Raw genomic sequence first — 25,854 nt, 5'->3', positions numbered from 1 at the left:
ATTATTGGCGGTATCATAGCGCATTGGCGCGCCCTTGAAAACGGTCAGACGAAGAAGGCCAGTGTCAGCGGGATGGTGCCAATGGACATCAGGGTCGAAATCACGACCAGCCCCGCCACCGCGTCACTGTCCGCGCCGTACTTTTCCGCCAGCAGGAAAGACGTCACTGCCACAGGCGTCGACAGCTGCACCACCAGCACGGCAAGGGGCACGGGCGGCAGGCCAAACCACGTACCGATGCCATAGGCCAGTCCCGCGCAAACAACGACTTTCAGGGCTGACAGCCAGATGGCTCGGGTTACGTCGCCGGGGGTCAGGCGGGCCACAGCCACGCCCAGTGTGATCAGCATCAGGGGGATCCCCATGTCCCCGATCAGGCCCAAGGCATTTGTCAGGAACGTCGGCGTCTGCCACCCCTGCCACAGGAACAACGCGCCCAGCAGGGTCGCGGGCACCATGGGTTCGCGCAGCACCTTGCCCCACGCCCCCTCGCCCGCCACCAGCCAGACGCCCAACGTAAACACAAAGATGGCCGAGACCGCGAACACCACCACCGCGAACCCTAGCCCCAGATCTCCAAAGGCAAACAACGCCACAGGCAGGCCAAGGTTGCCGGTGTTGCCAAAGATCAGCGGCCCCATGAAGGTGCGCAGGTCCAGCCGCAAGGCCTTGACCACGACCCACGCCACAAGACTCAGCGCAAGGTAGGCCACCACGGACGCCAGCGCGACCGACGACAATGCACCTGGATCAATGTCCGTGGTCATCAGTGCCACAAAGATCAGGCAGGGGATCGCAAGGGTCATGGCGAGGCGGGTCACAAATTCGACCGGGTAATCGAACCCAGCCTTCACCCATGCAAACCCCACCCCCGCCAAAAGGAACACCGGCGCGGTGATTTCGAGGACTGTAAGGACAAGGTTCACAATCTGTTTCCGACCATTTAAGGCAGCGCTTCTAGACAAGCGGCGTCGCAGGCGGCTAGGAAGATGTCAAGGAGAGGCGCAATGCTGAAAACCCAAGCTAAATTTACGCTCGGTCAAGTCGTGCGCCACAAAAAGCACCCCTTTCGCGGGGTGGTGTTCGACATTGATGCTGTCTTCAATAATACCGAAGAATGGTACGATGCGATCCCGGAACACGCCCGCCCCCGCAAGGATCAGCCGTTCTACCACCTGCTGGCCGAAAACGAGGAAAGCTATTACGTGGCTTATGTGTCAGAGCAGAACCTTGTGATTGATCCCACCGGCGAACCTGTGACCCATCCCGACATCCCTGATTTGTTCGGTGCATGGGACGGGGGCAAATACCCGCTGCATTTTGATCTGAACTGATCGCGCAGGAATCTGCACGGCATTAAACTTGGATTCACGGTTATCTGCGCATCTGGTAGCGCAATAGTCCGAGAGTATCCATGTCCCACCCGGCCCAAGATGACAGGCTTGCGCGCGAACGGCGCAAGCGTTTGGCAGCAGAGCGTCTGCTGGCCCAAAAGTCTGACGAATTGTACGACGCCAATCGCCAGCTTGCGACCCATGCGGACAAGCTGACGGATACGGTGTCTCTGCAACAGCAGGAAAACCAACAGCTTGCCGGACAAAATCAACAGGCTTTGGCGGACCTCAACATCGCCACAGCACAGGCCGAACGGGCGGAACGCCGGTTGTGGGATTCGCTGGAATCCATCGACGACGGATTTGCTTTGTTCGACAAAAACTGGTGCTTGGTAGCGGCCAACCGCCACTACATGCAATTCTTCCGCGATTACGAAGAAGTTGGCCTGGGCGCGCCCTACGACCTGATCCTGCAAATTATGGTGGACGAAGGCATCGTTGATATCGGCGAAACGGACTCAGAGGATTGGATCGACACGATGATCCAGCGGTGGGAACAGGACCTCATACCCGACATGACCATTCGCCTATTTGACGGGCGGTTCATGCGGCTGAAGGATCAGCTGTCCGACGATGGCGACATGGTCAGCATGGTCACAGATATCACGCGCACCATGGAACGTGAGGCGCAGCTGACCGAGGCGCGCGATGCCGCCGAGGCCGCCAACAAGGCCAAGTCCGCCTTCCTCGCCAAGATGTCCCACGAAATCAGGACCCCCATGAACGGCGTTGTGGGCATGGCCGATCTGCTGATGGATTTTGATCTGGATGAAGAGGCGCGCCTTTATGCGGAAACGATTCGGTCCTCGGGCGAATCCCTACTGGTGATTATCAACGACATCCTCGAATTTTCGAAGATGGAGGCGGAGAAAATCAACTTCCGCTCCGAACCGCTGCACCTAGAGGATTTGATGCTAGAGGTGATGCGCCTGTCCGAACCAGCGGCCGAGGAAAAGGGGCTGGATTTTTTGTTCCACTACCCGATGTGCGCGCCAACGGGCTTTGTCGCAGATCGCGGGCGATTGCGTCAGATCCTGACCAACCTTGTAGGCAACGCTGTGAAATTCACGCAGGCGGGGCACGTAACATTGTCAGTCGAAATGGGCGGTCACGATGCAGAAGGACGGCGTTTGGTATCCATTCACGTCAAAGATACCGGAATCGGTATTGCGCCGGACATGCAGGCCACGATTTTCGAAGAATTCAGTCAGGTGGAAGACGAGAAAAACCGCAAGTTTGAAGGTACGGGTCTGGGCTTGGCCATCACGAAAGGACTGGCCGAACGCATGGGCGGGACATTGAATTTGTCGAGCGTCGAAGGCACCGGCACGACGTTTTCGGTCACGCTGCCACTTGGCATTGATCACGCAGAGGACAAACCCGACACAATCGCCCTTTCCGGCTGTCGCATCTCATCCATTGGCCTTCCCCAAGAACAATATCCAATTCTGAAAGCGCACGCACAAGGACTTGGCTTGGAATGTGTCGAACCAGAGGCCGCCCAGATTTTGATCGTAGGCAAAGAGGCCGGCGTCATACCACAAACGGATGCAGCTATGCTATTCGTGGGCCATTCCAGCCAATTGCCCCCGCCCTTGAAAGGCCAAGGCATCCCGATCCTTCCGCCGTTATTCTCGACACACGCCCTACGAAAGACGTTGGGCGACTTGGCGGAGGAGATTGTTGAAGCACGCAAGCCAGATACAAAAATCCGTCTGCTTGCAGCAGAGGACAACAAGACCAATCAGTTGGTCTTTCGGAAAATGCTCAAGGGCCTCAACATTGATCTGACCATCGTCGAGAACGGAGCACAGGCGGTGGAGGCGTTTCAGACCCTCCGTCCCCATGTGATTTGCACCGATATCTCTATGCCAGAGATGGACGGGATGGAGGCCAGTCGCGCCATCCGCCAGATCGAAGCAGAACTGGGCCTGCCGCACACGCCCATCATGGCGATGACCGCCCATGCAATGGACGGGGATGATGCGCAAATTCTACAGTCCGGCATTGACAGCTATATGACCAAACCCCTGAAAAAGGCGGAATTGCGCGCAGCCCTCGATGCGATGTGCCCCGAGAGCATGCGCTTGGAAGGGGACGACTAGGCCAGCAGCGACGGGGCCACCTGCATATGCCCCACCGTCAAGTCGCGGCGATTGGTCAGGGGCCCGTGGGTGTAACGCCGGGCAACGGGGTCCGCTGCGTCCAAAACGCCTAGGCGGACCAACAACGCTGCAATCACAGCCTCGGACGCGCGAGTTGCACCGTCCACGATCTTAACGGCGATGCCTCGGTCCTGTTCGGGAAGGATCGCAACGAACACAGCCTCTGCCCCGGTTTTGACGGCCACACCCGGGGCAGCGCGCATCAGCGCGGTACAGGCCCGCCCCTCGCCTGCGACCAAGTCCGGATGGGCGGCCATGGCTTGGCGCAACCGAACCATGGCCTGCGCGCGCCGGTCCCCATCTTCGCGCGCGGCGGCAAAGGCCCCCATTGCGCGTCCAAGGCCATGAAGGGACACCGCTTGGTTCGGGGCAGAGCACCCATCGATCCCAAACCCCGGGCTGTTTTCACCCGTCACCTCTTCGAACGCCGCGAAAACCGCCTGCTGCACAGGGTGATCGGGATCAACGTATTCCGTCCCTCCACCCAGATGCTGGTTCAGGGTCAAGAACCCGGCGTGTTTGCCGGAACAATTGTTGTGGATCTGGCAAGGCGTCTCACCGGCGCGCACCAACCCATGGGCGGCAGGCACATCGTCGGGCACCTGCGGGCCACAGCGAAAGTCATCATCACTCAACCCAAGACCCGCCAGCCACGCGCCCACCCTGTCCGTATGGATCGCCGCGCCATTGTGAGAGGCACAGGACAGCGCCAGTTGCGCGGGTGTCAGACCGAAGGCATCCGCGGCACCGCTTTCGATCAGGGGCAACGCCTGCACCATCTTGCAGGATGAGCGTGGGAAAATCAGCGCCTCCGGGTCGCCCCAAGCCTCGATCACCTCGCCCTTGCCGTCACAAATCACGGCGTGGCCAAGGTGGCTCGATTCCTCGATGTCGCCTCGAAACAGGGTCACCAGCTTCTCTGCACCCATAAACTCACACTCCCATTGGCGATTTTCTGCCATGGGGCTTTCCCAAAGCAGCTTTTTCGCGCTATCATTGCTATGCAGTAATTGAAACACCGCCGCGTGTTCTTTGAAACCTGGAAACGCAGGTCGCGCGCGGCATCCGAGGCAAATACAGCGGAGGCTGTGATACAGATGAATTCGTGGGTGACCCAAACCGTCGCCACCATTGCATTGTTGGCAATGGCGTCGAGCGCATATGCGCAACAAACCAGCACGAACCGTGTGAATTCCAACACGGATTGGTCCGTCTTTGTCGAAGACAATCCGACCCAGTGCTGGATCGTGTCCAAGGAAAAGGAAAGCGTGAACACGCGCGGGGGCAACGTGGTTGCGGCCCGTCGCGGTGATATCCGCCTGTTCGTGTCGTTCTGGCCCGAAAGCCAGAAGAAGGGCGAGGTCAGTTTCACGGGTGGCTATCCGTTCCGTCCAAACTCGACCGTTTCCTTGCAAATCGGCAGCTCAAGCTTCGAGTTGATCACCGACGGCGAGTTGGCCTGGTCCGCCTCGCCCGAAGATGACGCCCGGATCGTGGCGGCAATGAAACGCGGGGCCGAAGCGGTGGTCACGGGTGTGTCCTCGCGCGGGACGACGACGCGGGATACGTTCAGCTTGCTGGGCTTCACGGCCTCGCACGACGATGCGGAACGCCGCTGTTCCTAAGCCCTCTGGGCAAAATCGATGAATCGACCTATAGGAGGGGCTCAATCGACACCTTGAGCCCCTTTGGAGTGCCCGCATGACTGTAAGCGCGCCCATCACGCAGGACGTTATGACCCTTCCGCGCAAAGCGCCGGAGGGAAAGCCGAACCTGATCGGCCTGACCCGCCCGCAGCTGGCCGAAGCGCTAGAGGCCATGGGCACGCCGCCCAAACAGGTCAAAATGCGCGTGGGTCAGGTGTGGCAGTGGCTGTACGCCAAAGGCGTGCGCGACTTCGACCTGATGTCGAACTTGGCCAAGGCATACCGTGCGCAATTGGCCGAGCATTTCGTGATTGCCGTGCCGGAAGTCGTATCGCGTCAAGTCTCCGAAGATGGCACCCGCAAGTATCTTGTCCGGATCGCTGGCGGGCATGAGGTCGAGACGGTCTACATTCCCGAAGAGGGTCGCGGGACCCTGTGCATCTCTAGCCAAGTGGGCTGCACCCTGACGTGTTCGTTCTGTCATACCGGGACACAAAAGCTGGTGCGCAACCTGACCGCCGCCGAGATCGTAGGTCAAATCCTGATCGCCCGCGATGATCTGGGCGAATGGCCAGAGCTGGGCCGAGCGCCCAAGGATGAGACGCGTCTGCTGTCGAACATCGTTCTGATGGGCATGGGTGAGCCGCTGTATAATTTCGAAAATGTCCGGGATGCGATGAAAATCACGATGGATGGCGAGGGGATCGCCCTGTCGCGCCGCCGGATCACACTGTCCACGTCCGGTGTGGTGCCCGAGATCGCGCGCACCGCTGAGGAGATAGGGTGTCTTTTGGCCGTGTCCTTTCACGCCACCACGGACGAGGTGCGTGACAAGCTGGTGCCGATCAACAAGCGCTGGAACATCGAGGCCCTGTTGGAGTCCCTGCGCGCCTATCCCCGGCTGTCCAATTCAGAACGGATCACCTTTGAATACGTGATGTTGGAAGGGGTGAATGACAGCCTTGAAGACGCACACCGTCTGGTGGAGCTGATCAAAGGCATCCCGGCCAAGATAAACCTGATCCCGTTCAACGAATGGCCTGGCGCGCCCTACAAACGGTCGTCCAACAACCGCATCCACGCCTTTGCCAATGTGATCTATCAGGCGGGCTATGCGACGCCGATCCGGACCCCACGGGGCGAAGACATCATGGCAGCGTGTGGGCAGTTGAAATCTGCGACGGAACGGGCACGGAAATCCCGCGCGCAGATCGAGGCGGAAACACGCTAAAGGTTTTGCGCCCGCTGACGCGGTCGCCACGCTGGGGGCGCTGCCCCCAGACCCCCGGGAGTATTTTTAACCCGATGAAGCAAGGACTCGCGAAAAGAACAAAAGGTGAATATCATGGCTGGTGATGGGATTCGCAGAGCTTTGTATCACCTCCAACTTCACGTTTCTGACCGGTGCGTCACACCCCGAGGACTACGCTTTTCGGGCGGCGGAACTGGGGATGGAGGCCTTTGCCATTGCGGATGTGAACTCCGTCGCTGGGATTGTACGGGCCCACGTGGCCTGTCGCGAAGTGGCACGGCAAGTGAAGGGACGGGCAGAGGCGCTGTCGGTGGACGGACCCGTTGGGCCGCCGCGGCCTAAAGGTGCACCTGTTGATCCGGAAACGGTTGTGGTGGACTGCGTGCCACGGTTGGTGCCTGCGACACGTCTGGTTCTGGTGTGCGGGTTCGAAGTTGTGGCCCTGCCGCAGGATCGGACGGCTTGGGGGCGATTGACGGCACTCTTATCCCGAGGACGGCTACGCGCGCCGAAGGGAGAGTGCCATCTGACGCTGGACGACCTGATGGAGTTGGGCGAGGCGTTGCAACTGTTGGTCGTGCCACAAGCGCATCATTGGCAAAGCGGCGCGGGCGAGACGTGGCAAGACTTGCACCGCTTGACGCGCCGCTTTCCCGGGCAGGTGTCCTTGGTGATGGCCCCTGTTTACGATGGGCAAGACAAGAACCGGTTTCAGGGTTTGGCCGCGATGGCGAAACGGCACGGTATTCCCACCGTCGCCTCTGCCGCGCCCATGATGCACCGGGCCGCGCAGCGGCGTTTGGCCGATGTCATGACAGCCATTCGGACGGGGCAACGGGTGGCTGATATGGGGGCCGATGCCTTGGCCAATGCGGAGCAGCGTCTGCGCGGCCCGCGCGAGATTGCCAAGATATTCAAGGGCCATCCTCAAGCGATCGCGCAGACCCAAGCCATCTTGGCCCGATGCACCTTTTCCCTGGACGAGTTGCGCTATGAATACCCATCGGAATTGGTGGGGCGCGAGACCGCTGATGAACGGTTGGCGCGGCTGGCCCGGGACGGGATGCGCTGGCGTTATCCCCGTGGCATCCCCGATAAGGCCGCGCAACAGTTGGCGCATGAGCTGACCCTGATCGGCAAGTTGGGCTTTGCCCCCTACTTCCTGACCGTCCACGACATCGTGGATTTCGCCCGCAAGAACGACATTCTGTGTCAGGGGCGGGGATCGGCGGCCAATTCGATTACGTGTTATGCCCTTGGGGTGACCTCTGTCTCGCCTGAAATCGGGACGATGGTGTTCGAACGCTTTGTCTCGGAGGCGCGGAACGAACCCCCCGACATCGACGTGGATTTCGAACACGACCGCCGCGAGGAGGTGATCCAGCACATCTACGAACGCTACGGTCGTCATCGCGCGGGCCTTTGCGCCACCGTGATCCACTATCGCGGCAAGCGGGCCGTGCGCGAGGTGGGCAAGGTCATGGGCCTGTCAGAAGATGTGATTTCCGCCCTGTCCAGCCAGATTTGGGGATTCTGGTCCACCAACGGGTTGGAGCCCGAACGCCTGCGCGAGATCGGGCTCGACCCCAATGACCGCACCCTGATCCAGACCCTGCATCTGATCATGCAGATCCAAGGCTATCCCCGGCACCTGTCCCAACACGTGGGCGGGTTTGTGATCACCGAGGGGCGGCTGGACGAACTTGTGCCCATCGAGAACGCCAGTATGGCGGATCGCACGGTCATCTGTTGGGACAAGGACGATATCGACGCGCTTGGTATTCTCAAGGTCGATATCCTTGCCCTTGGGATGCTGTCGGCCATCCGCCGGTCCTTCGAGATGCTGCAAATGCACCACCAGATTGACTACGATCTGGCCAGCCTGCCTGCCGAGGACCCACAGGTCTATGACATGCTGTGCCGCGCCGATGCCATCGGGGTCTTTCAAGTGGAAAGCCGGGCGCAGTTGAACTTCCTGCCCCGGATGCGGCCCCGGTGTTTCTACGATCTGGTGATCGAGGTGGCCATCGTTCGCCCCGGCCCGATCCAGGGGGACATGGTCCACCCCTATATCCGCCGCCGGAACGGAGAGGAGGAGGTCAGCTTCCCGTCCGATGCGCTTGGCCAGGTGCTGTCCAAAACCCTTGGCGTGCCCCTGTTTCAGGAACAGGCCATGCAGATCGCCATCGTCGGCGCGGGATTCACCCCCGAGGAAGCCGACCGCCTGCGCCGCGCACTGGCCACCTTCAAGAAACACGGCAATGTGTCCGAACTGCGCGAACGGTTCCTGCGCGGGATGAAAGCCAACGGCTATGACGACGCTTTTGCCGAAAAATGCTTTAGCCAGATCGAAGGGTTCGGATCCTACGGCTTTCCCGAAAGTCATGCCGCCAGCTTTGCCCTGCTGGTCTATGCCAGCGCTTGGCTGAAATGCCACCATCCCGGCATCTATTGCTGCGCACTGCTGAACTCGCAACCCATGGGGTTCTATGCACCTGCGCAACTGGTGCGCGATGCGCGCGAACACGGCGTCGAAATCCGCCCCGTCTGCGTGAACGAAAGCACATGGGACTGCACCATGGAACGGGACATGCATGGGCGGCTGGCCCTGCGTCTGGGGTTCCGCATGATCAAGGGCATGAAGGAGGACGACGCCCGCTGGTTGGTCGCCGCGCGCGGCAACGGATACGGGTCGGTCGCGGATGTCTGGCGGCGGGCGGGTCTGGGGGCGCGGATGCTGACCGTCCTGGCCGAGGCGGACGCCTTTGCCGCCATTGGGCTGAACCGCCGCGACGCCCTGTGGGAGGCAAAGGCGTTGTTCAAAACCCAGCCCCTGCCCCTGTTCGCCCATGATATCGACGGCGAGGTGATCAACGAGGACCCGGCCAACCTGCCCGCCATGACCTTGGGCGAAGAAGTGGTGGAGGATTACGTCTCCCTCCGTCTGTCGTTGCGCGCCCATCCCATGGCCCTGCTTAGGCCGATCCTGTCGCCCCATCTGTTCCCGGCGGGGGCAGGTGACGGATCAGGACCATCAGCAACAGACCCACCATCGCACCATTGAACACATGCCATAGGAAGTGTGTGCCCAGACCAAATGTCGCCTCGCACAGGTCCAGATCGACGGTGCGGAACACCAAAGACGCGCAGAAACAGGCGGTCGCGGCCAGTACCAAATGCCGTGCGGGATGGCGGCGCACTTGTGTGGCAAGCGTGAAAAATGCCAATGCCAGAAGGGCCGGGATGTATTGCGTGGACCCATTGAACGCCCCCGGCCCACCGGCATCTGTGGCCACATCACCGATGGTGAACCACATGGACCCACCCACGCAAACCGTGGTGATGCCCACGATCCGTACCGTCTTGGCCAATTCGCCCCCCGTCATGCGCCAGATGACGGTGACAACGTAGGCGGCAACAAAGCTCCAGATGGGGATGACATCGGCCAATTCCGCCCAAGCGGTGGCGAAGGTATGAAACAGAAACGATCCGACGCCGACCGATGCGCCCCAGAGGATCAAAATGCGATCCATTGGTCCATTCGGCCCCGCCCGCCATGCCCAAAGGCCGGCGAGAATAAAGGCAAGATTGCTGAGGGCGTTGATAGGCTCGGCCCAGAAACTGGGATCAAGGCGTTCGCAATACAGATCAAGATGGTGAGGATGCCCGTGCATAAACGCGCTTTATCACATCAACGGGCGGCTTAAAGGCGACCAAAGGTCCAAAAGAAAAAGGCGCCCCGAAGGACGCCTTTCTCAAAACGTGTAAACAGCGCTTAGGAAGCGGCTGCAGCTGCCAGCAGAACGATGGCCAGCAGAGGCACCAGGATGCCGCCGTTGGAGGAAGATGTTTCCTCAACGATTACTGCAGGCTCCAGAACGACGGGAGCAGGGTTGCCAGCGAAGCTAGCGGTTGCAACTGCAGAGAAAGCGACTGCGAGAGCGATTTTTTTCATGTCTTTTTCCTTCAAGATACGCCATGCGAGGTGCACCATTGCCCACCCATGACACCCAAGTCTGTACCTCGTGGCTCGTTTGAAGAAGCAATCCGACGGGACTGCAACGCCACGAACACAAAGGTCACCTTAGCAAAACCAGAATGTCGTCAAATTAGCAACATAGTTTTTGGCGACTGCGGCAAGGATGTAACAGGTTGAAAAAGCGGCCCTAAGGCCGCTCTGTGCACAGGGTCCTAGATCACCAGAACCTGAGTGCCGTTTTTGGTCATCGCGTAGACCTCGGCGATATGCTCATTGTACAGGCCGATACAGCCGTTGGACGACCGCCGTCCGATCTTGCGCGTGTCATGGGTGCCGTGGATCCGGTAGTAGGTCCACGTCAGATACAGCGCATGGGTGCCCAAGGGGTTCTCGGGACCGGGGCCGATGAAATCGGGCCACTCGGGGTTACGCTTTTTCATGGACGGGGTCGGACGCCAGCTGGGACCCTCGACCATGCGTACGACACGCGTACGACCGCGACGGGTCAGCTCTTCGCTCAGGGGGACAGAGCTTGGGTACAGGTGATAGGTCCCATCCTGTTCCCAAAAGTGCAACGCGCGCGACGTGATATCGACCAGAATCGCACCATTGTTCAGAGTGTCGAAGTAAGGTTCCCACCGCAGGGACCGAAAGCTGGATGTATTTCTGCGTGTGGAGGCCGAAATATCGGCCTCAAACTCAACGGTATCAGGCACTTCGACCCCTTGGGCCAAGGCAGGTGTTGCCAAGACAGAGGCCGCACCAGCGGCCAGAAAACGGCGACGGTCTAGATCGTTCATCTACGCATCCCTCTTACAAAACAATGTATTTGTAACACGCCTATGGCCCAGATGCCGCAATCGCAAATCAAACTTGGCCGATTGGCAGAGATTTGCAGGCGAGTGTTTGATCCGCGCCACGCTCCGCTGTATCCAATGGCGAAACAAACCCTTGTGGGAATAGAATTCATGAACCGACGCCTTGTCCTGACCTTGCTTGCATCCTCTGCCGTGGCGGCCTGTACCGCGCCGCCCCCCACGCTGGGTCCCGATGGCAAGCCCTTGCCGAAACTCTACCGGATTTCGTCCCGCGATGCGGATCGGATTCCGTTCCGCGTGCTGGATGCCGTGAACGCCCTGCGCCAAGGGGCCGGTGTCGCGCCTGTGGCCCTTGATGCACAACTGACCGCCGCAGCGGCCACCCACGCGCGGGACATGTCCGTGCAAAACCGGCCTTGGCACTTCGGCTCTGACGGGTCGTCCCCCATCGACCGGGCGCGGCGTGTGGGGTATCCGGGCACCCTGCTGGGCGAAACCCTGTCAGAGACCTACGAGTCCGAACTGGAAACCGTCGCCGCATGGATGCAAGAGCCCGGGCCCAAAGACGTGATCCTCGACCCAGAGGCGCGGGACATGGGCTTTGGCTTCTTCCAGGAACCCAACGGCAAAATCTGGTGGACCCTGAACATGGGCACCAAGGCCCGTGCAGGCGTGGCCCCCGCCAACAACCCGGACGTGGATCAGACCGCCATCAGCGACGGGTCAGGCGCCTAGGGAAAGATGTCGATCGGGGTTCCGTTTTCGACCATCGCATAGATCTGCCGCATCTCGCGGTTCTTTACGGCGATGCAGCCGGCGGTCCAATCCTCTGACCGGCTGCGCCGCTTGTCGCCCCAACCATGGATAAAGATATCGCCGCCAGGGCTTTTGCCCTGCGATCGCGCATAGGCGCGGTCGGCGGCGTTGGGATAATTGATCCCGATGGACAGATAGAACGCCGAATTCGGGTTGCGCCGGTCGATGTAGTAGCGCCCCTCGGGCGTCTTGCCATCCCCCTCGAACTGCTTGGGTCCTGCGGCGGTGAACCCCAGCTGGATGTCATAGGCCTCAAGGACCGTGTCCCCGTGCAAAAGGTACATCTTGCGATTGCCTTTCTGCACCTCGATCCGAGTCACTTGCGGCCCGTCATAGCTTGCGAACTTCGAACAGGCGGACAAAGCGGCCGGGACCAAGCCGAACAGGAACAATCGCCTTGAAAATGCCATAATCTGCCGACCTCTATTTCGTGGGTTAGGGGAAGCATAGCCCATAATGTGGTGCCCAGCCTAGACCCTTGCTGCACCTGCACAACAGACGCGCCAGAACGTCCGCAGCGGATTGTTTCGCAATCGTAAACAACGCAATAACACGATCAGAAGACCAAACAAGGCCCGCAACGGGCCATACCCATGAGGCAGACATGAAACGCATCGCACTAGCCACCGCCCTATCCCTGTACACGACCGCAGCCCTTTCTGGCGGCATGGATCAACCGATTATCGAACCCACGATTACCCCGGTCGTGATTGAAGAACAGACCTCTTCGGCTGGCAACGGCTGGCTGGTGCCCGTCTTGGCCCTGCTGTTCATCGGTGCCGCCGCAAACTAATCGCTGTTCTGGCTCTCTTGGGCCAACAGCGCCTCTAGGCCCGACCGGTAATCCGGGTAGCGCAGCTGCACGCCCAGCTCTTCCCTGATCCGGTCGTTCCGCACCTTCTTGCTTTCGGCATAAAAGCTGCGGGCCATGGGGGTCATATCGGCGGTCTCGAAATCGACGGCCTCGGGCACAGGCACGCCCAACAGTTCGGCGGCATAGGCGATCACGTCCTCGGGCGGGGCAGGATCGTTGTCGCACAGATTATACACCGCGCCCGGGTTCGGGCGCGCGATGCTGGCGGCCAGCACTTGGGCGATATCCTCGACATGGATGCGGCTGAACACCTGCCCGGGCTTGATGATGCGCCGCGCCGTGCCATTCCGCACCTTGGCAAACGGTCCCCGCCCGGGGCCATAAATCCCGGCCAGCCGGAAGATATGCACGTGGGGGGCAATGGCCTGCCACGCGGCCTCGGCCTCGACCCGCATTTGCCCACGGCGCGTGCTGGGGGTCAGGGGCGTGTCCTCGTCCACCCACCCTCCCTGATGGTCGCCATACACGCCTGTGGTAGACAAATAGCCCACCCATTTGCCCGATAGATCGCCCAGATCGTAGGTGTTTAGAACTGGGTCGCCCTCGGGCCCCGGTCCCGCGCTGATCAACACATGGGTCGCTTCGGCCAGCGGCACCGGATCCCCCCAGATCACCGGCGTCACCCCTTCACCGCGCAGCACCTCGGCCTTGTCCGCCGTGCGCGTGGTGCCGGTCACTGTCCAACCTTGGGGCAGCAGCAGGGTGGTCAACGCCCGGGCGCTATATCCGTGACCAAAGCTCAGCAGGTTCATCGCAATCTCTCCATCGCCCAGCGGGCCGCATCGGCCACAACCGGGTCACTGTCATCGCACAAGGGTTGCACCGCAGCCCGCAGCCCAGCATCGCCGCTGTTCCCGATGGCATAACAGACGTTGCGGACAAAGCGGTCCCGCCCAATCCGTTTGATCGGGCTGCCACTGAATTTCGTACGAAATTCAGTATCCCCCAATGCAGCCAATTCCGCCAGTTTGGGCGCGCGCAGGTCGTCGCGGGCATGGTATTTGACCTCTGACGCCTCGACCGCGAACTTGTTCCACGGGCACACCGCCAGACAATCGTCGCAGCCGTAGATCCGGTTGCCCATGCGCGCGCGCAACGCCGGTTCTACCGGGCCCTTGTGTTCAATCGTCAGGTAGGAAATGCACCGCCGCGCATCCAGTTGGAACGGCGCCGGAAAGGCCTGCGTCGGGCAGATATCCAGACAGGCGCGGCAGGTGCCGCAATTGTCGGTCTGTGCGGTGTCGCGCGGCAGGTCCAGGGTGGTGAAGATCGCCCCCAGAAAGAACCAGTTGCCCAGGTCCCGCGCCAATAAGTTGGTGTGTTTGCCCTGCCAGCCCAGCCCAGCCGCTTGCGCCAAGGGCTTTTCCATCACAGGGGCCGTGTCCACGAACACCTTGATCTGACAGCCCGTCTGTTCGACCATCCAGCGGCCCAGGCGTTTCAGGCGTTTCTTGGCCACGTCGTGATAGTCTTTGTGCTGCGCGTAGACACTGATCGCGGCGCGGTCCTTTCGGTCCAGCACCGCAAGCGGGTCGTGATCGGGGGTATAGGGTTCGGCCAACATGATCACCGACCGCGCCTCGGGCCACAGGGCCGCCGGGTTGCCGCGCCATTCCATGCGGTCCGCCATCCACGCCATTTGCCCGTGGCGGCCCTGATCCACAAACGCCGCCAACCTCGCCGGCGCATCGGGAATCGCATCGGGGGCGCAGACCCCCATCTTGGCAAACCCCTCGGACAGTGCCCGCGCCTCGATCTGGGCGCGGTCCATCAAAAGTCGAGGTTGGCGTATTGCTTGGGCGGCAGGAACCCCGGGATCTGATCCGCCAGGATCGACCGAAACGCAGGGCGCGACTTCATCGTTGCGTACCAATCCTTGACCAACTGGTTCCGGTTCCAATCCACATCGCTGATATAGTCCAGACAGGACAGGTGTGCCGCGGCGGCAAAGTCCGCAATAGTCATGTGGTTGCCCGCCAGCCAGCGCCGGTGGTCCAGCAGCCAGCCCATGTAGTCCAGATGGAACTTGATCGCCTTGGCCCCGGCCTTGACGTTCTTGCCATCGGGATAGCCGCCCCGGGTCAGCTTTTTGTTCACCCGTTCGTACACAAGGTTCGCCGTCACCTCGTGGTGGAACTTGTCATCGAACCACGCCACCAGACGGCGCACCTCTGCACGCTCCATCGGGTCGGTGGGCATCAGGGCAGGCTGGGGCATCGTTTCTTCGATGTATTCGCAGATCGCGCCGGAATCGCTCAGGAACTTTCCGTCAATGCGCAGCACTGGCACCTTGGCCGCCGGGTTGCGGCGTTTGAAATCCGCGCTGGCTTCCCAGTACCGCTCGTCGATCAGCTTCACCTCTTGCTTCTTCTCGGCCAGCACGAGGCGCACCTTGCGGCAAAAGGGGGACAGGGCGAAATGATACAGCTCTAACATGTGAACATCCGGGTTGGGTCTACCCCTTGTGCCCCGCCCGGCGCGCCGCTTCAACCGTCCAGACAGGCGCTGCGGCTGTCGCGGGCAATCGTGGCGGCCCCATCGGCGATGGCGCGCGCACGGGGGCCAGAGGCACGGGCGGATCGCACCTTGGGCGCGGGCAGAACGGCGGCCAGTTGCGCGGCCTGCTGGGGGGTGAAATCCGCAGGTGCGGCGCCAAAGTACCAAGGCCCCGCAGCCCCCACGCCGAACACGCCCTCGTCAAACTCGGCCACGTTCAAATACACTTCGATGATGCGCGCCTTGGGCCACAACGCCTCGACCAGCGGGGTCAGGGTCGCCTCAAGGGCCTTTCGGCCCCACGACCGCCCGTGCCACAGAAACACGTTCTTGACGACTTGCTGGGTGATCGTGCTGGCCCCCCTGCCCGACCCATCGGTGATGGCGGCGCGAATGGCGGCGGTGTCAAACCCCCAGTGCAGGCAGAAATTCGCATCCTCGGCGGCCACTACGGACCGGCGCATCACGGGGGCGATGTCCTGCAACGGGACCCAGTCCCACCGCACCTCGCCCAGCCGCGCGCGCTCTTCCCAGATAAACACCGTCATGGGCGGGTTCACGAACCGGTACAGACCGACCCATGCCACCACGACCAAGGCCACGCCGACGACCAACCGGATCACCCACTTGCGCAACCATCTGATCATCTCGAAACCTCCGCCACAGGCACCCGGACGGCATGTCCGCCGGAGAGGGAGCGCCGGGGCCCACAGGATTTATCCGGGGCCCCGGTCGAGCGAGCCGGACTACTCCGCAGGAATAGCCGTTTCTTCGATACCCAAGGGGGCGGGCAGCTTGTCCAACATCTCGGTGGAACAGACCTGCACAAAGTTGCCCTTCTCAAGGTCCCAGTGTTGCAGGATCTCGGCGGCCTTGCGGGACCCGGTCTCGGCGGCGTGCCGCTCGATCAGGCCTTTCAACTGCGCCTCCCAATGATCCACGGTCACGGCACATGTCACCAGCGTTTCCATGTTCATCAGCGGGCCAGACACGCCCTCGGGATCGTACAGATAGGCCATGCCCCCGGTCATACCGGCACCAAAGTTGGCCCCGATCGACCCAAGGATCACCGCAACCCCACCGGTCATGTATTCACACCCGTTGGACCCGCAGCCCTCGATCACGACCTTCGCACCGGAATTGCGCACCGCGAACCGTTCCCCGGCGCGCCCGGCGGCAAACAGATAGCCATCGGTGGCCCCGTACAGAACCGTGTTCCCGATGATCGTGTTATCCGACGCCACCAGCGGCGAGTTCATGGGCGGACGCACCACAATCGTGCCCCCGGACAGACCCTTGCCCACATAATCGTTGGCATCCCCCGTCACCTCCAGCTTCAGCCCCGGGGCCGCGAAGGCCCCCAGCGCCTGCCCGGCAGAGCCTTCAAGCTTCACCGTCAGGTGATCGGGTTGCAGGTCGTTGCGCATGCCAAAGTTCGTGACGATGTGGCTGGACACCCGCGTGCCGATGGACCGCAGGGTGTTCTGCACCGCGTAGGACAGGGCCATCTTTTCGCCGTCCTCAAGGAAGCGGTGCGCGTCTTTCACGATCTGCGCGTCCAGGGTATCTGGCACGGCATTGCGCGGCTTGTTCCGATCATAGACGATCTTGTCCGCCCCATCCACGGTCAGCAGCAGGGGGTTCAGGTCCAGATCATCCAGATGCGCCGACCCGCGGGACACCTGGCTCAACAGATCCGCCCGGCCAATCACGTCATCCAGGGACCGCGCCCCGATAGACGCGAGGATTTCCCGCACTTCCTGCGCATAGAAGGTGATCAGGTTCACGACCTTGTCGGCGTTGCCGGTGAACTTGTCGCGCAGCGCTTCGTCCTGGGTACAGACACCCACGGGGCAGGTATTGGACTGGCACTGACGCACCATGATGCAACCCATAGCGATCAGGGCGGCGGTGCCGATACCGTATTCCTCGGCCCCCATCATCGCGGCCATGACGATGTCACGGCCCGTGCGCAGGCCACCGTCCGTGCGCAGGGTCACACGTTCGCGCAGCTTGTTCATGGCCAGAACCTGGTGCGCCTCGGTCAGGCCCATTTCCCATGGCAGACCGGCGTATTTGATCGACGTCGCGGGCGACGCCCCCGTGCCGCCGTTGTGCCCCGAAATCAGGATCACATCGGCCTTGGCCTTGGCCACACCGGCGGCAATCGTACCGACACCGGAAGAGGCGACCAGCTTCACCGTCACCTTGCAGCGCGGGTTGATCTGTTTCAGGTCATAGATCAGCTGCGCGAGGTCCTCGATGGAATAGATATCGTGGTGCGGCGGGGGGCTGATCAGGGTCACGCCCTTGGTGGAATGGCGCAGACGCGCGATCAGGTCCGTGACCTTCATGCCGGGCAACTGCCCGCCTTCGCCGGGCTTGGCCCCTTGGGCCACCTTGATCTCCAGCTCTTCGCAGTGGTTCAGGTATTCCGCCGTGACACCAAAGCGGCCAGAGGCCACCTGTTTGATCTTGGCCGACGGGTTGTCGCCATTGGCCTCGGGCACGAAATGTGCGGGATCTTCGCCGCCCTCGCCACTGTCGGATTTCGCACCGATCCGGTTCATCGCCACGTTCAGCGTTTTGTGCGCCTCGGGCGACAGCGCGCCCAGCGACATGCCCGGGGTCACGAACCGCTTGCGGATCGAGGTGATCGATTCCACCTCTTCGATCGGCACCGCCTCACCCATAGGCTTGATCGCCAGCAGGTCGCGCAGGTGGATCGGCGGGTTCGCCTTCATCTTGTCGCTAAACGACTTCCACATCTGGTAGTTGCCGCTGTTACAGGCCGATTGCAGCATGTGCATGGTCTGTGCTTCCCACGCGTGCTTCTCGCCGGACCGGCGGGATTTGTAAAAGCCGCCCACGGGCAGGATATCCGTCTGCTGGGCAAAGGCCTTGGCGTGGATTTCCTCGACCTTGGATTGCAACCCGTTCACGCCGATGCCGGAAATGCGCGACAGCATCCCGGGGAAGAATTCGTTGACCATGGCGCGGGACAGGCCCACTGCCTCGAAGTTCAGGCCACCGCGATAGCTGGAGATCACGCTGATCCCCATCTTGGCCATGATTTTCAGCAACCCTTGGTCAATCGCGTTGCGATACCGCGCCACGGCCTCGGTCAGGGTGCAATCCAGCAGGCCCCGTTCGATCCGGTCCGCAAGGCTGTCTTGGGCCAGATAGGCGTTCACGGTCGTCGCCCCGCAGCCGATCAGCACGGCAAAGTAATGGGGATCGATACATTCCGCCGACCGCACATTGACAGAGCAGAACGTGCGCAGCCCCTTCCGCGTCAGCCAGCTGTGCACGGCGCTGGTGGCAAGGATCATGGGCATGGCCACGCGGCCCGCGCCTTGGTTTTGATCCGTCAGCACGATGTGGCCGGCACCAGAGCGCACGGCGTCTTCGGCTTGCGCGCGGATCGCCTCCAGCGCGACACGCAGGGACCCTTGGCCCCCACCGGCGGGGAAGGTACAGTCCAGCGTCACAACGCTGTCGCCAAACTGCCCGACCATCGCATCGAATTGGGCGTTGCCCACAAAGGGGCTGTCCAGCACAAGGATGTTGGTCTGGCTGCTGTCCTCGTCCAGCACGTTTTTCAGGTTCCCGAACCGTGTCTTCAGGCTCATGACCCGGTATTCGCGCAGACTGTCGATGGGTGGGTTGGTGACCTGACTGAAGTTCTGGCGGAAGAAGTGGGACAGGGGCCGGTACTGGGTGGACAGAACGGCGCTGGGCGTGTCGTCGCCCATGGAGGCCAGCGTTTCCTTGCCGTCCTCGGCCATGGGGGCCAGGATCTGCTCCAACTCCTCGATGCTGTAGCCCGCCGCCACCTGACGTTTGCGCAGGTCAGGGCCGGCAAAGGTCGCGGTCTCGGTCACGCCGCCGGTCACTTCTTCAAGGTTGGTGATCTTTTGCACCCACTCGCCAAAGGGACGTTCGGCGGACAGTTTGTCCTTGATCTCGGCGTCGTGGAACAACCCGCCGTCTTTCATGTCCACGGCGATCATCTGACCGGGGCCAAGGGCGCCCTTTTCGACCACTGTGGCCTCGTCAATGGGGACCATCCCCGCCTCGGACCCGGCGATCAGCAAACCGTCGCCTGTCACAACGTACCGCATGGGGCGCAAGCCGTTGCGGTCCAGACCAGCACAGACCCAACGACCGTCGGTCATGGCCAGGGCGGCGGGGCCGTCCCACGGCTCCATCACGGAGTTGCAGTATTCATACATATCGACCCAAGCCTTGGGCAGTTCCACCGCCTGCTTGGACCAACTCTCGGGCACCAGCATGGTTTTCGCCATGGGGGCGGACCGACCCGCGCGAACCATCACCTCGAACACCGCGTCCAACGCAGCACTGTCCGACGACCCGCCGGGTACGATGGGTTTGATATCCTCGGCCAAGTCGCCAAAGAACGAAGACGCCATGCGGATCTCGTGGGACTTCATCCAGTTCAGGTTGCCCTTGAGCGTGTTGATCTCGCCGTTGTGGGCCAACATGCGGAAGGGCTGCGCCAACCACCACTGGGGGAAGGTGTTGGTCGAATACCGCTGGTGATAAATCGCAAAGGCCGACACGAACCGCTCGTCCATCAGGTCGGGGTAGAATACGGCGACCTGTTCGGCCAGCATCATGCCCTTGTAGATGATCGACCGGCACGACAGGGAGGCGATGTACAACTCCCGGATGCCATTGGCGGCGGCAGCCTTTTCGATGCGGCGGCGGATCACATACAGCTCCCGCTCGAAGGTTTCCTCGTCCACACCCTTGGTGTTGGAGATCAGGATCTGCTCGATCTCGGGACGGGTGGCGTTGGCCTTTTCCCCCAGACAGGACACATCCACCGGCACGTGACGCCAACCATAGATGTAATAACCCATACGCAACACTTCGGATTCCACGATCGTGCGGCAGGTTTCCTGAGCGTTGAAATCCGTGCGCGGCAGGAACACCTGACCCACGGCCAGCAACTGGTCCATGTTGGGCTCGTGACCCGTGCGCCGCACTTGATCGTAGAAAAAGTCTACGGGGATTTCCACGTGGATGCCCGCGCCGTCACCGGTCTTGCCATCCGCATCCACTGCACCGCGGTGCCAAATCGCCTTGAGCGCGGCGATGCCGTTTTCCACAACCGCGCGGGATTTTTCGCCCTTGGTGGACACCACCAGACCCACGCCGCAAGACGAATGCTCGGACTCTTCATGGTACAGAGTGTTCTCTGCCATCCATTTGCGCTTGGCTTCCTCGGCCTTCGCCCATTCGGTGTCAAACTTGGTCATCAGAGACGCTCCTTTCATGCAGCGCGGCGGACCACGCACGGTATTCATCAAACAGGGTGTTCACGGCGAACCGCCGCCCCTCGATCATGGCGGCGATCACAGCAGACAACAGGCCCGCCGTTTTCAGCCGCTTGGCAATGTTGTGGCCCGAACCGGGCAGGATCCAGCGGCGCAGGTTGGGCACCGCGGGCAATAGATTGATCTGCGCCCGGTCCTTGGGGGCAGAGTGGCCGACGGTCACGTAGTATTCGGTCCGGTCGGTCAGGGTGTCCCCGACGTTGGCCGCAGGCAGACCCTCCACGATGATCTTGTCCGTGGGCCAACGATCCTCGGTGATGATGGCGGGGTCCATGCTGACCTGTGGGCCAAAGGCGATGGCGCGGGCCACGGGGATATCCCGGGGCAACAACAACGCCCCGAACCCGCCCATGGACGTGCCAAGGGTCACGACCTGTTTCAACTGTTCCAACTGCACCACGTCCGACACAAACCGGACGATCCGGTCCCACTGCCGCGGGTGGGAATACCAACCCTGCTGGCGGTCGGTCACGAACAACACATTGTCCTGTCCACCTTGGCTGGCGGACCCGGCAAATTCATCCACGGGCGCGCCGCCGTATTCATGGCCCCGCCCCGCAAACGCCACCACCACACGCGACGACGTGCCGGCCAACCAGCGAAAGCGCAGGTCGGCGTCTTGGTGCAGGGTTTCGATGGTCAGAGCCATGTTTGGGTCAAGCCTAAGGTTAGGTCAATGTTGTTGACGTTTGCCCATTTTGGACCCCGGATTTTTTCGGGGTCCGTTTCGGGGGTGGTTTCGGGGTGGGTTTCGGGGGTGCCGAATTACTCTGCGGCCACCGACGCGGCTGCGGCATTGAAGCGCTGCAAGATCGCCTCTGCCGCCTCGCGCCCATCGCGGATCGCCCAGACCACAAGGGACGCACCGCGCACGATATCCCCCACCGCATAGACACCATCCATGTCCGTCTGGTGCGTGGTGAAATCGGTCTTCACGGTGCCCCAGCGGGTCACGGGCAGGTCCGGTTGGTTCCACAATGTGGGCAGATCCTCGGGGCTGAAGCCCAGCGCCTTGATGACCATGTCCGCCTCTTCGACGTAATCCGCCCCCTCGATCACCTCGGGGGATTGGCGGCCCGTGGCGTCGGGCTGGCCCAGACGCATTTTCTGCACCATGACGCCGGTGACAGGGTCGCCGGTAAAGCCCTTGGGCGCGGTCAGCCAGACGAACTCCACGCCCTCTTCCTCGGCATTTGCCACCTCGCGCTGGGACCCGGGCATGTTGGCACGGTCGCGGCGGTACAGGCATTTGACAGAGGTCGCGCCCTGACGGATCGAGGTGCGCACACAGTCCATCGCCGTGTCGCCGCCGCCGATCACGACAACACGCTTGCCCTCGGCGGACAGGGCACCGCTGTCGAATTCGGGCACAGCGTCGCCAAAGGATTTGCGGTTGCTGGCGGTCAGAAAGTCGATGGCGTTGACGATCCCGTCCGCTTGGCTGCCGGGACCGGACAAATCGCGGGTCTTGTAGACGCCGGTGGCAATGACCACAGCATCGTGTCTTTCGCGGATCTCTTCAAAGGTGATGTCTTGGCCGATGGTGGTGTTCAGAACGAACTTCACGCCGCCCTTTTCCAGCTGGTCGTTGCGGCGCATGACCACGTCTTTTTCCAGCTTGAAGCCGGGGATGCCATAGGTCAGCAGCCCGCCCGCGCGGTCGTAGCGGTCATAGACGGTGACCTGCACGCCCTGACGGCGCAGGAAGTCAGCCGCCGCCAGACCGCCCGGCCCAGCGCCAATCACGGCGACATGTTCAGTGCGTTCCACAGGGGGCGCGATGGGCATGACCCAGCCGTTGTCCCACGCGGTGTCTGTGATGTATTTTTCCACCGATCCGATGGTGACTGTCCCGTGGCCCGAGGATTCAATAACGCAATTGCCTTCGCACAGGCGGTCCTGGGGGCAGATGCGGCCGCAAATCTCCGGGAAGGTGTTGGTGGCTTGGGAGACTTGGTAGGCTTCCTCAAGGCGCCCCTCGGCGGTCAGTTTCAGCCAGTCGGGGATATTGTTGTGCAGCGGGCAGTGGGATTGGCAGTAGGGCACGCCGCATTGGGAACAGCGAGACGCTTGGGCGGCGGCCTGTTCTGCGGCATACTGCTGGTAAATCTCGCCGAAATCTTCTTTACGGGCATCAGCAGAGCGTTTCTCCGGCGTCGCCTGGTCAAGCGATACGAACTTAAGCATCTTTTGGGTCGCCATGATGAATCCTCCAATGTTCCCGAACCCGCCCCATACCGGGATTAGACAGAAAAGAAAAGTCATAATAGCTGACCTATATATAGGTAAAAAGAGCGCAGTTCCGGATTTTGCGTGTTGCGCTATCAATTATTAAGTAAACAATACTGACCTATTGAGGATTTTATGAGCCTTTTCCATCTGTTTCTGGTCGCCATCATTCAGGGAATCACCGAGTTTTTGCCGGTCTCCTCGTCCGGTCACCTGATTCTACTGCCGCAACTGACGGGTCTGGATGATCAGGGTCAGGTGATTGACGTTGCCGTGCACGTGGGCACCCTGCTGGCGGTGATGCTGTATTTCCGGACCGAGGTAGGTCGCGCGTTCATCGGTTTGGGCCACCTTGCCATGCGCCGTCACACGGATCATGCGCGCCTGACCCTGTGCCTTATCATCGCCACAATCCCCGTGATCATAGCGGGCTTGATCCTGAAACTGACGGGGCTTGATGATGCGATGCGGTCCATTGCGGTGATCGGCTGGACCATGCTGATCTTCGGCCTCGTCCTGTATGCCGCGGATCGTTACAGCCCCGCGCAGCGCCATGACAGTCAGTGGAGCTTGCGTGGCGCGCTGATCCTTGGGCTGTGGCAGGCGGTTGCCCTGATCCCCGGCACGTCCCGGTCCGGGGCCTGTATCACGGGCGCGCGGTTCTTGGGCTTTGACCGCGAAAGCTCCGCTCGTATTGCCATGCTGATGTCGATCCCTACGATCATCGCCAGCGGCACACTGGTCGGTCTGGACGCGGCCCAAAACGCCAGCCCTGACATGGTAAAAGACGGCCTGATCGCAGCCGTCCTGTCCTTCTTTGCCGCCCTCGTGGCGCTGATCCTGATGATGCGCTTGCTGCGGTCCGTCAGCTTTACGCCCTACGTGATCTACCGCGTGATCCTTGGGATCATCTTGCTGAGCATCGCTTACAGCTAGTCCTTGAGCTGCTTGGCGCTGTCCATCATCTCAGCGTATTGGCCGTGCTTGCGATATTGCCAAAGGTAGGATTCCAGAACGGCATCCATGTCCGTTGGCTGAATACCAAGATCCGCAAAGGTCTTTACACCCTCACCCACCACATTGTCCTTGCGCAACTGCTTGACCTGATCGCGGGTGATCATCTTGTTCTTGAAAAGGCCAAAGGTCACCACCTGCGCCATATCCAGTCCAAAGGCCATGATCCGTGCCATAAAAAACGGGATCGTCGGCAGAAGGCGGCGACGCTGGATCACGTGTAACAGACGTTCCATCAGCTCTTTGAAGGTCTCTATGTCCGGGCCGCCAAGCTCGTATATGCCGGGGGCCTGACCCAACACGCCCTTGACCGCAGCGGCAGCGACATCATCCACGAACACGGGCTGAAACTTGCTGTCCGCACCAACAACGGGCAACGCAGGCGAGAAACGCGCCATCGCGCCGAAGCGGTTGAAAAATTCATCCTCGGTCCCGAAAACGATGGATGGCCGCAGGATCGTGGCATCGGGGAAATGCTGCAAGACGCCAGCCTCGCCCGCTGCCTTGGTCCGTGCGTAAGCCGATGTGCTTTGCGAGTCGGCGCCAATCGCGGACACCTGCACCATGCGGGCTACACCGGCAGCCTTGGCCAGACGGGCGATCCGTTCGGCCCCTTCGGCCTGTAGGGCGTCAAAGGTGTTCTTTCCGGCCTCGGCCAGAATGCCCACGCAGTTCACCACCACATCGGACCCTTGCAGCGCAGCGGCCACACTCGCATCGTCGCGGATGTTGGCAAAGATCGGCTCTACCTGACCCACAGCACCATAGGGTTTCACGAAAAGCGCCTCGTTCGGGCGGCGGACGGCAACGCGGACGCGCCAGCCTTCTTTGGCCATGCGGCGCGCGATGTAGCGGCCCACAAAACCGGATCCGCCGAAGATGGTCACTAGCTTGGACATTGGAAACTCTCGCTCTGGTCGTTCCCCCTCCCTTACTGGTCCTGCGGCGCGCGCTCAAGGTTCATCGCGTCGCGGGCAGATTCTGGGCAACTTGGGCATTGACACCCCCGCCCCCTTCCGTACATCGCCGCTACCAATGTGGTGCTGCCCAGATGGCGGAATTGGTAGACGCGCTGGCTTCAGGTGCCAGTGTCCGTATGGACGTGGAGGTTCGAGTCCTCTTCTGGGCACCACATCGGTTTAACAAAACGCCCGGGGTCGCCTCCGGGCGTTTGTCGTATCCGGAGGCCCTTCATGACCATTACCCTGCACCAAGGCGACCTGCCCGACGATCTGGATCTAGGTCCAGAGGTGGCGATTGATTGTGAAACCATGGGCCTGAATCCGCACCGTGATCGGTTGTGCTTGATCCAATTGTCGTCTGGCGACGGTACGGCGCATCTGGTGCAAATTGCCAAGGGTCAGACCGAGGCGCCCAACCTGTGCCGGATGCTGACCGATCCCAAGGTGCTGAAGCTGTTCCATTACGGCCGATTCGATATCGCCGCCATGTACCATGCGTTTGGCGCGCTGACCGCACCCGTCTATTGCACCAAGATCGCCAGCCGCCTTGTGCGCACCTACACCGATCGCCACGGCCTGAAGAACCTGCTGCAAGAACTGTTGCAGGTCGATATCAGCAAGCTGCAACAAATGTCAGACTGGGGCGCGCCCGACCTGACCGAGGCGCAGATGGCCTACGCCGCGTCCGATGTTCTGTACCTGCACCGCCTTAGAGATGCGCTGAACGCCCGGATGGAGCGGGAGGGTCGGCTGGAATTGGCGCAATCCTGCTTCGACTTTTTGCCGACACGTGCCAAGCTGGACCTGATCGGCTATCCCGAGACGGACATCTTCGCACACAGCTAG

Annotated in this window: 23 protein-coding genes and 1 tRNA gene; 10 read left to right on the top strand and 14 right to left on the bottom strand. The window is 61.3% G+C overall.

The features are described 5' to 3' along the window. Nucleotides 1-44: 44 nt before the first annotated feature. Nucleotides 45-926, bottom strand: a complete 882-nt coding sequence (locus tag ACZ1G0_RS01145) for an AEC family transporter (protein ID WP_472735261.1) — start codon at nt 924-926, stop codon at nt 45-47. A gap of 81 nt (nt 927-1,007) precedes the next feature. On the opposite strand from ACZ1G0_RS01145, the gene hspQ reads away from it, so the two are divergent. Together hspQ and ACZ1G0_RS01135 are read left to right on the top strand one after the other, a co-directional pair. Next, nucleotides 1,008-1,334, top strand: a complete 327-nt coding sequence (gene hspQ / locus ACZ1G0_RS01140) for a heat shock protein HspQ (protein ID WP_472735260.1) — start codon at nt 1,008-1,010, stop codon at nt 1,332-1,334. An 80-nt stretch (nt 1,335-1,414) separates the two neighbouring features. Next, complete coding sequence (locus ACZ1G0_RS01135; RefSeq protein WP_472735259.1) at nt 1,415-3,499, top strand: ATP-binding protein; 2,085 nt, start codon at nt 1,415-1,417, stop codon at nt 3,497-3,499. On the opposite strand, the gene ACZ1G0_RS01130 is transcribed toward ACZ1G0_RS01135, so the two are convergent. Beyond that, nucleotides 3,496-4,521, bottom strand: coding sequence for an asparaginase (locus ACZ1G0_RS01130; RefSeq protein ID WP_472735258.1), 1,026 nt, complete (start codon nt 4,519-4,521; stop codon nt 3,496-3,498). The genes ACZ1G0_RS01135 and ACZ1G0_RS01130 overlap by 4 nt on opposite strands. A gap of 135 nt (nt 4,522-4,656) precedes the next feature. Here ACZ1G0_RS01130 and ACZ1G0_RS01125 point away from each other — a divergent pair, with 135 nt between their 5' ends. From ACZ1G0_RS01125 to ACZ1G0_RS01115, 3 genes are all read left to right on the top strand, one after another. Continuing rightward, nucleotides 4,657-5,184 (top strand): invasion associated locus B family protein, encoded by a 528-nt coding sequence (locus ACZ1G0_RS01125; RefSeq protein ID WP_472737750.1) that lies wholly within the window; start codon nt 4,657-4,659, stop codon nt 5,182-5,184. A gap of 76 nt (nt 5,185-5,260) precedes the next feature. Beyond that, nucleotides 5,261-6,436 (top strand): dual-specificity RNA methyltransferase RlmN, encoded by a 1,176-nt coding sequence (gene rlmN / locus ACZ1G0_RS01120; protein WP_472735257.1) that lies wholly within the window; start codon nt 5,261-5,263, stop codon nt 6,434-6,436. 124 nt (nt 6,437-6,560) lie between these two features. Beyond that, the gene (locus ACZ1G0_RS01115; protein WP_472735256.1) at nt 6,561-9,521 is read left to right on the top strand and encodes an error-prone DNA polymerase; all 2,961 of its coding nucleotides are present in this window, start codon (nt 6,561-6,563) and stop codon (nt 9,519-9,521) included. On the opposite strand, the gene ACZ1G0_RS01110 is transcribed toward ACZ1G0_RS01115, so the two are convergent. The 3 genes from ACZ1G0_RS01110 to ACZ1G0_RS01100 form a co-directional block, all read right to left on the bottom strand. Then, nucleotides 9,433-10,131 (bottom strand): ceramidase domain-containing protein, encoded by a 699-nt coding sequence (locus ACZ1G0_RS01110; RefSeq protein ID WP_472735255.1) that lies wholly within the window; start codon nt 10,129-10,131, stop codon nt 9,433-9,435. The genes ACZ1G0_RS01115 and ACZ1G0_RS01110 overlap by 89 nt on opposite strands. 101 nt (nt 10,132-10,232) lie before the next feature. Beyond that, nucleotides 10,233-10,412, bottom strand: coding sequence for a hypothetical protein (locus ACZ1G0_RS01105; protein ID WP_472735254.1), 180 nt, complete (start codon nt 10,410-10,412; stop codon nt 10,233-10,235). Nucleotides 10,413-10,648: 236 nt separating this feature from the next. After that, nucleotides 10,649-11,236: a L,D-transpeptidase gene (locus ACZ1G0_RS01100; RefSeq protein ID WP_472735253.1), complete on the bottom strand. Its 588-nt coding sequence runs from the start codon at nt 11,234-11,236 to the stop codon at nt 10,649-10,651. Between the two features lie 168 nt (nt 11,237-11,404). Here ACZ1G0_RS01100 and dalA point away from each other — a divergent pair, with 168 nt between their 5' ends. Beyond that, nucleotides 11,405-11,989: a divisome-associated lipoprotein DalA gene (gene dalA / locus ACZ1G0_RS01095; protein ID WP_472735252.1), complete on the top strand. Its 585-nt coding sequence runs from the start codon at nt 11,405-11,407 to the stop codon at nt 11,987-11,989. Here dalA and ACZ1G0_RS01090 read toward each other — a convergent pair. After that, nucleotides 11,986-12,480, bottom strand: coding sequence for a L,D-transpeptidase family protein (locus ACZ1G0_RS01090; protein ID WP_472735251.1), 495 nt, complete (start codon nt 12,478-12,480; stop codon nt 11,986-11,988). The two genes, dalA and ACZ1G0_RS01090, sit on opposite strands and share 4 nt — an antisense overlap. A 194-nt stretch (nt 12,481-12,674) precedes the next feature. Between ACZ1G0_RS01090 and ACZ1G0_RS01085 the strand changes: the two genes are divergently transcribed. Beyond that, a complete protein-coding gene (locus ACZ1G0_RS01085) occupies nt 12,675-12,863 on the top strand; it encodes a hypothetical protein (RefSeq protein WP_472735250.1) in 189 nt (62 codons plus the stop codon). Here the strand turns inward: ACZ1G0_RS01085 and ACZ1G0_RS01080 are convergent. The 7 genes from ACZ1G0_RS01080 to ACZ1G0_RS01050 form a co-directional block, all read right to left on the bottom strand. Then, entirely contained in the window at nt 12,860-13,696 is an 837-nt protein-coding gene (locus ACZ1G0_RS01080) for an SDR family oxidoreductase (RefSeq protein ID WP_472735249.1), read from the bottom strand. The two genes, ACZ1G0_RS01085 and ACZ1G0_RS01080, sit on opposite strands and share 4 nt — an antisense overlap. Continuing rightward, nucleotides 13,693-14,715: a tRNA epoxyqueuosine(34) reductase QueG gene (gene queG / locus ACZ1G0_RS01075; protein ID WP_472735248.1), complete on the bottom strand. Its 1,023-nt coding sequence runs from the start codon at nt 14,713-14,715 to the stop codon at nt 13,693-13,695. Before queG ends, ACZ1G0_RS01080 begins: the two co-directional genes overlap by 4 nt. Next, the gene (gene fzlA, locus ACZ1G0_RS01070) at nt 14,715-15,380 is read right to left on the bottom strand and encodes an FtsZ-binding protein FzlA (RefSeq protein WP_472735247.1); all 666 of its coding nucleotides are present in this window, start codon (nt 15,378-15,380) and stop codon (nt 14,715-14,717) included. The genes queG and fzlA overlap by 1 nt, the downstream gene beginning before the upstream one ends. Before the next feature lie 50 nt (nt 15,381-15,430). Further along, complete coding sequence (gene mtgA / locus ACZ1G0_RS01065) at nt 15,431-16,087, bottom strand: monofunctional biosynthetic peptidoglycan transglycosylase (RefSeq protein ID WP_472735246.1); 657 nt, start codon at nt 16,085-16,087, stop codon at nt 15,431-15,433. Between the two features lie 99 nt (nt 16,088-16,186). Next, complete coding sequence (gene gltB, locus ACZ1G0_RS01060) at nt 16,187-20,725, bottom strand: glutamate synthase large subunit (RefSeq protein WP_472735245.1); 4,539 nt, start codon at nt 20,723-20,725, stop codon at nt 16,187-16,189. Next, a complete protein-coding gene (locus ACZ1G0_RS01055) occupies nt 20,712-21,452 on the bottom strand; it encodes an alpha/beta fold hydrolase (RefSeq protein WP_472735244.1) in 741 nt (246 codons plus the stop codon). Before ACZ1G0_RS01055 ends, gltB begins: the two co-directional genes overlap by 14 nt. 116 nt (nt 21,453-21,568) lie before the next feature. Beyond that, nucleotides 21,569-23,005 (bottom strand): NAD(P)-dependent oxidoreductase, encoded by a 1,437-nt coding sequence (locus tag ACZ1G0_RS01050; RefSeq protein WP_472735243.1) that lies wholly within the window; start codon nt 23,003-23,005, stop codon nt 21,569-21,571. Between the two features lie 162 nt (nt 23,006-23,167). Here ACZ1G0_RS01050 and ACZ1G0_RS01045 point away from each other — a divergent pair, with 162 nt between their 5' ends. Then, nucleotides 23,168-23,968, top strand: coding sequence for an undecaprenyl-diphosphate phosphatase (locus ACZ1G0_RS01045; protein WP_472735242.1), 801 nt, complete (start codon nt 23,168-23,170; stop codon nt 23,966-23,968). On the opposite strand, the gene ACZ1G0_RS01040 is transcribed toward ACZ1G0_RS01045, so the two are convergent. After that, nucleotides 23,965-24,945 (bottom strand): complex I NDUFA9 subunit family protein, encoded by a 981-nt coding sequence (locus ACZ1G0_RS01040; protein WP_472735241.1) that lies wholly within the window; start codon nt 24,943-24,945, stop codon nt 23,965-23,967. The two genes, ACZ1G0_RS01045 and ACZ1G0_RS01040, sit on opposite strands and share 4 nt — an antisense overlap. A 146-nt stretch (nt 24,946-25,091) precedes the next feature. On the opposite strand from ACZ1G0_RS01040, the gene ACZ1G0_RS01035 reads away from it, so the two are divergent. Beyond that, nucleotides 25,092-25,178: transfer RNA gene (locus ACZ1G0_RS01035), tRNA-Leu, on the top strand. A 61-nt stretch (nt 25,179-25,239) separates the two neighbouring features. Then, nucleotides 25,240-25,854, top strand: a complete 615-nt coding sequence (locus tag ACZ1G0_RS01030) for a ribonuclease D (protein WP_472735240.1) — start codon at nt 25,240-25,242, stop codon at nt 25,852-25,854.

This window comes from Thalassobacter sp. HA4-2, assembly GCF_055693705.1.
The sequence above is the reverse complement of the archived record's forward strand: the minus strand, read 5'-3'. Positions and strand labels throughout refer to the sequence as shown.

Excerpts from the sequence above, each read along its gene's own strand:
- mtgA (WP_472735246.1), bottom strand. The coding sequence starts at position 16,087 with ATGATCAGATGGTTGCGCAAGTGGGTGATCCGGTTGGTCGTCGGCGTG.
- dalA (WP_472735252.1), top strand. The coding sequence starts at position 11,405 with ATGAACCGACGCCTTGTCCTGACCTTGCTTGCATCCTCTGCCGTGGCG.
- gltB (WP_472735245.1), bottom strand. The coding sequence starts at position 20,725 with ATGACCAAGTTTGACACCGAATGGGCGAAGGCCGAGGAAGCCAAGCGC.
- ACZ1G0_RS01125 (WP_472737750.1), top strand. The coding sequence starts at position 4,657 with ATGAATTCGTGGGTGACCCAAACCGTCGCCACCATTGCATTGTTGGCA.
- hspQ (WP_472735260.1), top strand. The coding sequence starts at position 1,008 with ATGCTGAAAACCCAAGCTAAATTTACGCTCGGTCAAGTCGTGCGCCAC.
- ACZ1G0_RS01100 (WP_472735253.1), bottom strand. The coding sequence starts at position 11,236 with ATGAACGATCTAGACCGTCGCCGTTTTCTGGCCGCTGGTGCGGCCTCT.
- queG (WP_472735248.1), bottom strand. The coding sequence starts at position 14,715 with ATGGACCGCGCCCAGATCGAGGCGCGGGCACTGTCCGAGGGGTTTGCC.
- ACZ1G0_RS01045 (WP_472735242.1), top strand. The coding sequence starts at position 23,168 with ATGAGCCTTTTCCATCTGTTTCTGGTCGCCATCATTCAGGGAATCACC.
- ACZ1G0_RS01085 (WP_472735250.1), top strand. The coding sequence starts at position 12,675 with ATGAAACGCATCGCACTAGCCACCGCCCTATCCCTGTACACGACCGCA.
- ACZ1G0_RS01090 (WP_472735251.1), bottom strand. The coding sequence starts at position 12,480 with ATGGCATTTTCAAGGCGATTGTTCCTGTTCGGCTTGGTCCCGGCCGCT.
- ACZ1G0_RS01030 (WP_472735240.1), top strand. The coding sequence starts at position 25,240 with ATGACCATTACCCTGCACCAAGGCGACCTGCCCGACGATCTGGATCTA.
- fzlA (WP_472735247.1), bottom strand. The coding sequence starts at position 15,380 with ATGTTAGAGCTGTATCATTTCGCCCTGTCCCCCTTTTGCCGCAAGGTG.
- ACZ1G0_RS01080 (WP_472735249.1), bottom strand. The coding sequence starts at position 13,696 with ATGAACCTGCTGAGCTTTGGTCACGGATATAGCGCCCGGGCGTTGACC.
- ACZ1G0_RS01040 (WP_472735241.1), bottom strand. The coding sequence starts at position 24,945 with ATGTCCAAGCTAGTGACCATCTTCGGCGGATCCGGTTTTGTGGGCCGC.
- ACZ1G0_RS01110 (WP_472735255.1), bottom strand. The coding sequence starts at position 10,131 with ATGCACGGGCATCCTCACCATCTTGATCTGTATTGCGAACGCCTTGAT.
- ACZ1G0_RS01050 (WP_472735243.1), bottom strand. The coding sequence starts at position 23,005 with ATGGCGACCCAAAAGATGCTTAAGTTCGTATCGCTTGACCAGGCGACG.
- ACZ1G0_RS01105 (WP_472735254.1), bottom strand. The coding sequence starts at position 10,412 with ATGAAAAAAATCGCTCTCGCAGTCGCTTTCTCTGCAGTTGCAACCGCT.
- ACZ1G0_RS01115 (WP_472735256.1), top strand. The coding sequence starts at position 6,561 with ATGGGATTCGCAGAGCTTTGTATCACCTCCAACTTCACGTTTCTGACC.
- ACZ1G0_RS01055 (WP_472735244.1), bottom strand. The coding sequence starts at position 21,452 with ATGGCTCTGACCATCGAAACCCTGCACCAAGACGCCGACCTGCGCTTT.
- ACZ1G0_RS01130 (WP_472735258.1), bottom strand. The coding sequence starts at position 4,521 with ATGGCAGAAAATCGCCAATGGGAGTGTGAGTTTATGGGTGCAGAGAAG.
- rlmN (WP_472735257.1), top strand. The coding sequence starts at position 5,261 with ATGACTGTAAGCGCGCCCATCACGCAGGACGTTATGACCCTTCCGCGC.
- ACZ1G0_RS01135 (WP_472735259.1), top strand. The coding sequence starts at position 1,415 with ATGTCCCACCCGGCCCAAGATGACAGGCTTGCGCGCGAACGGCGCAAG.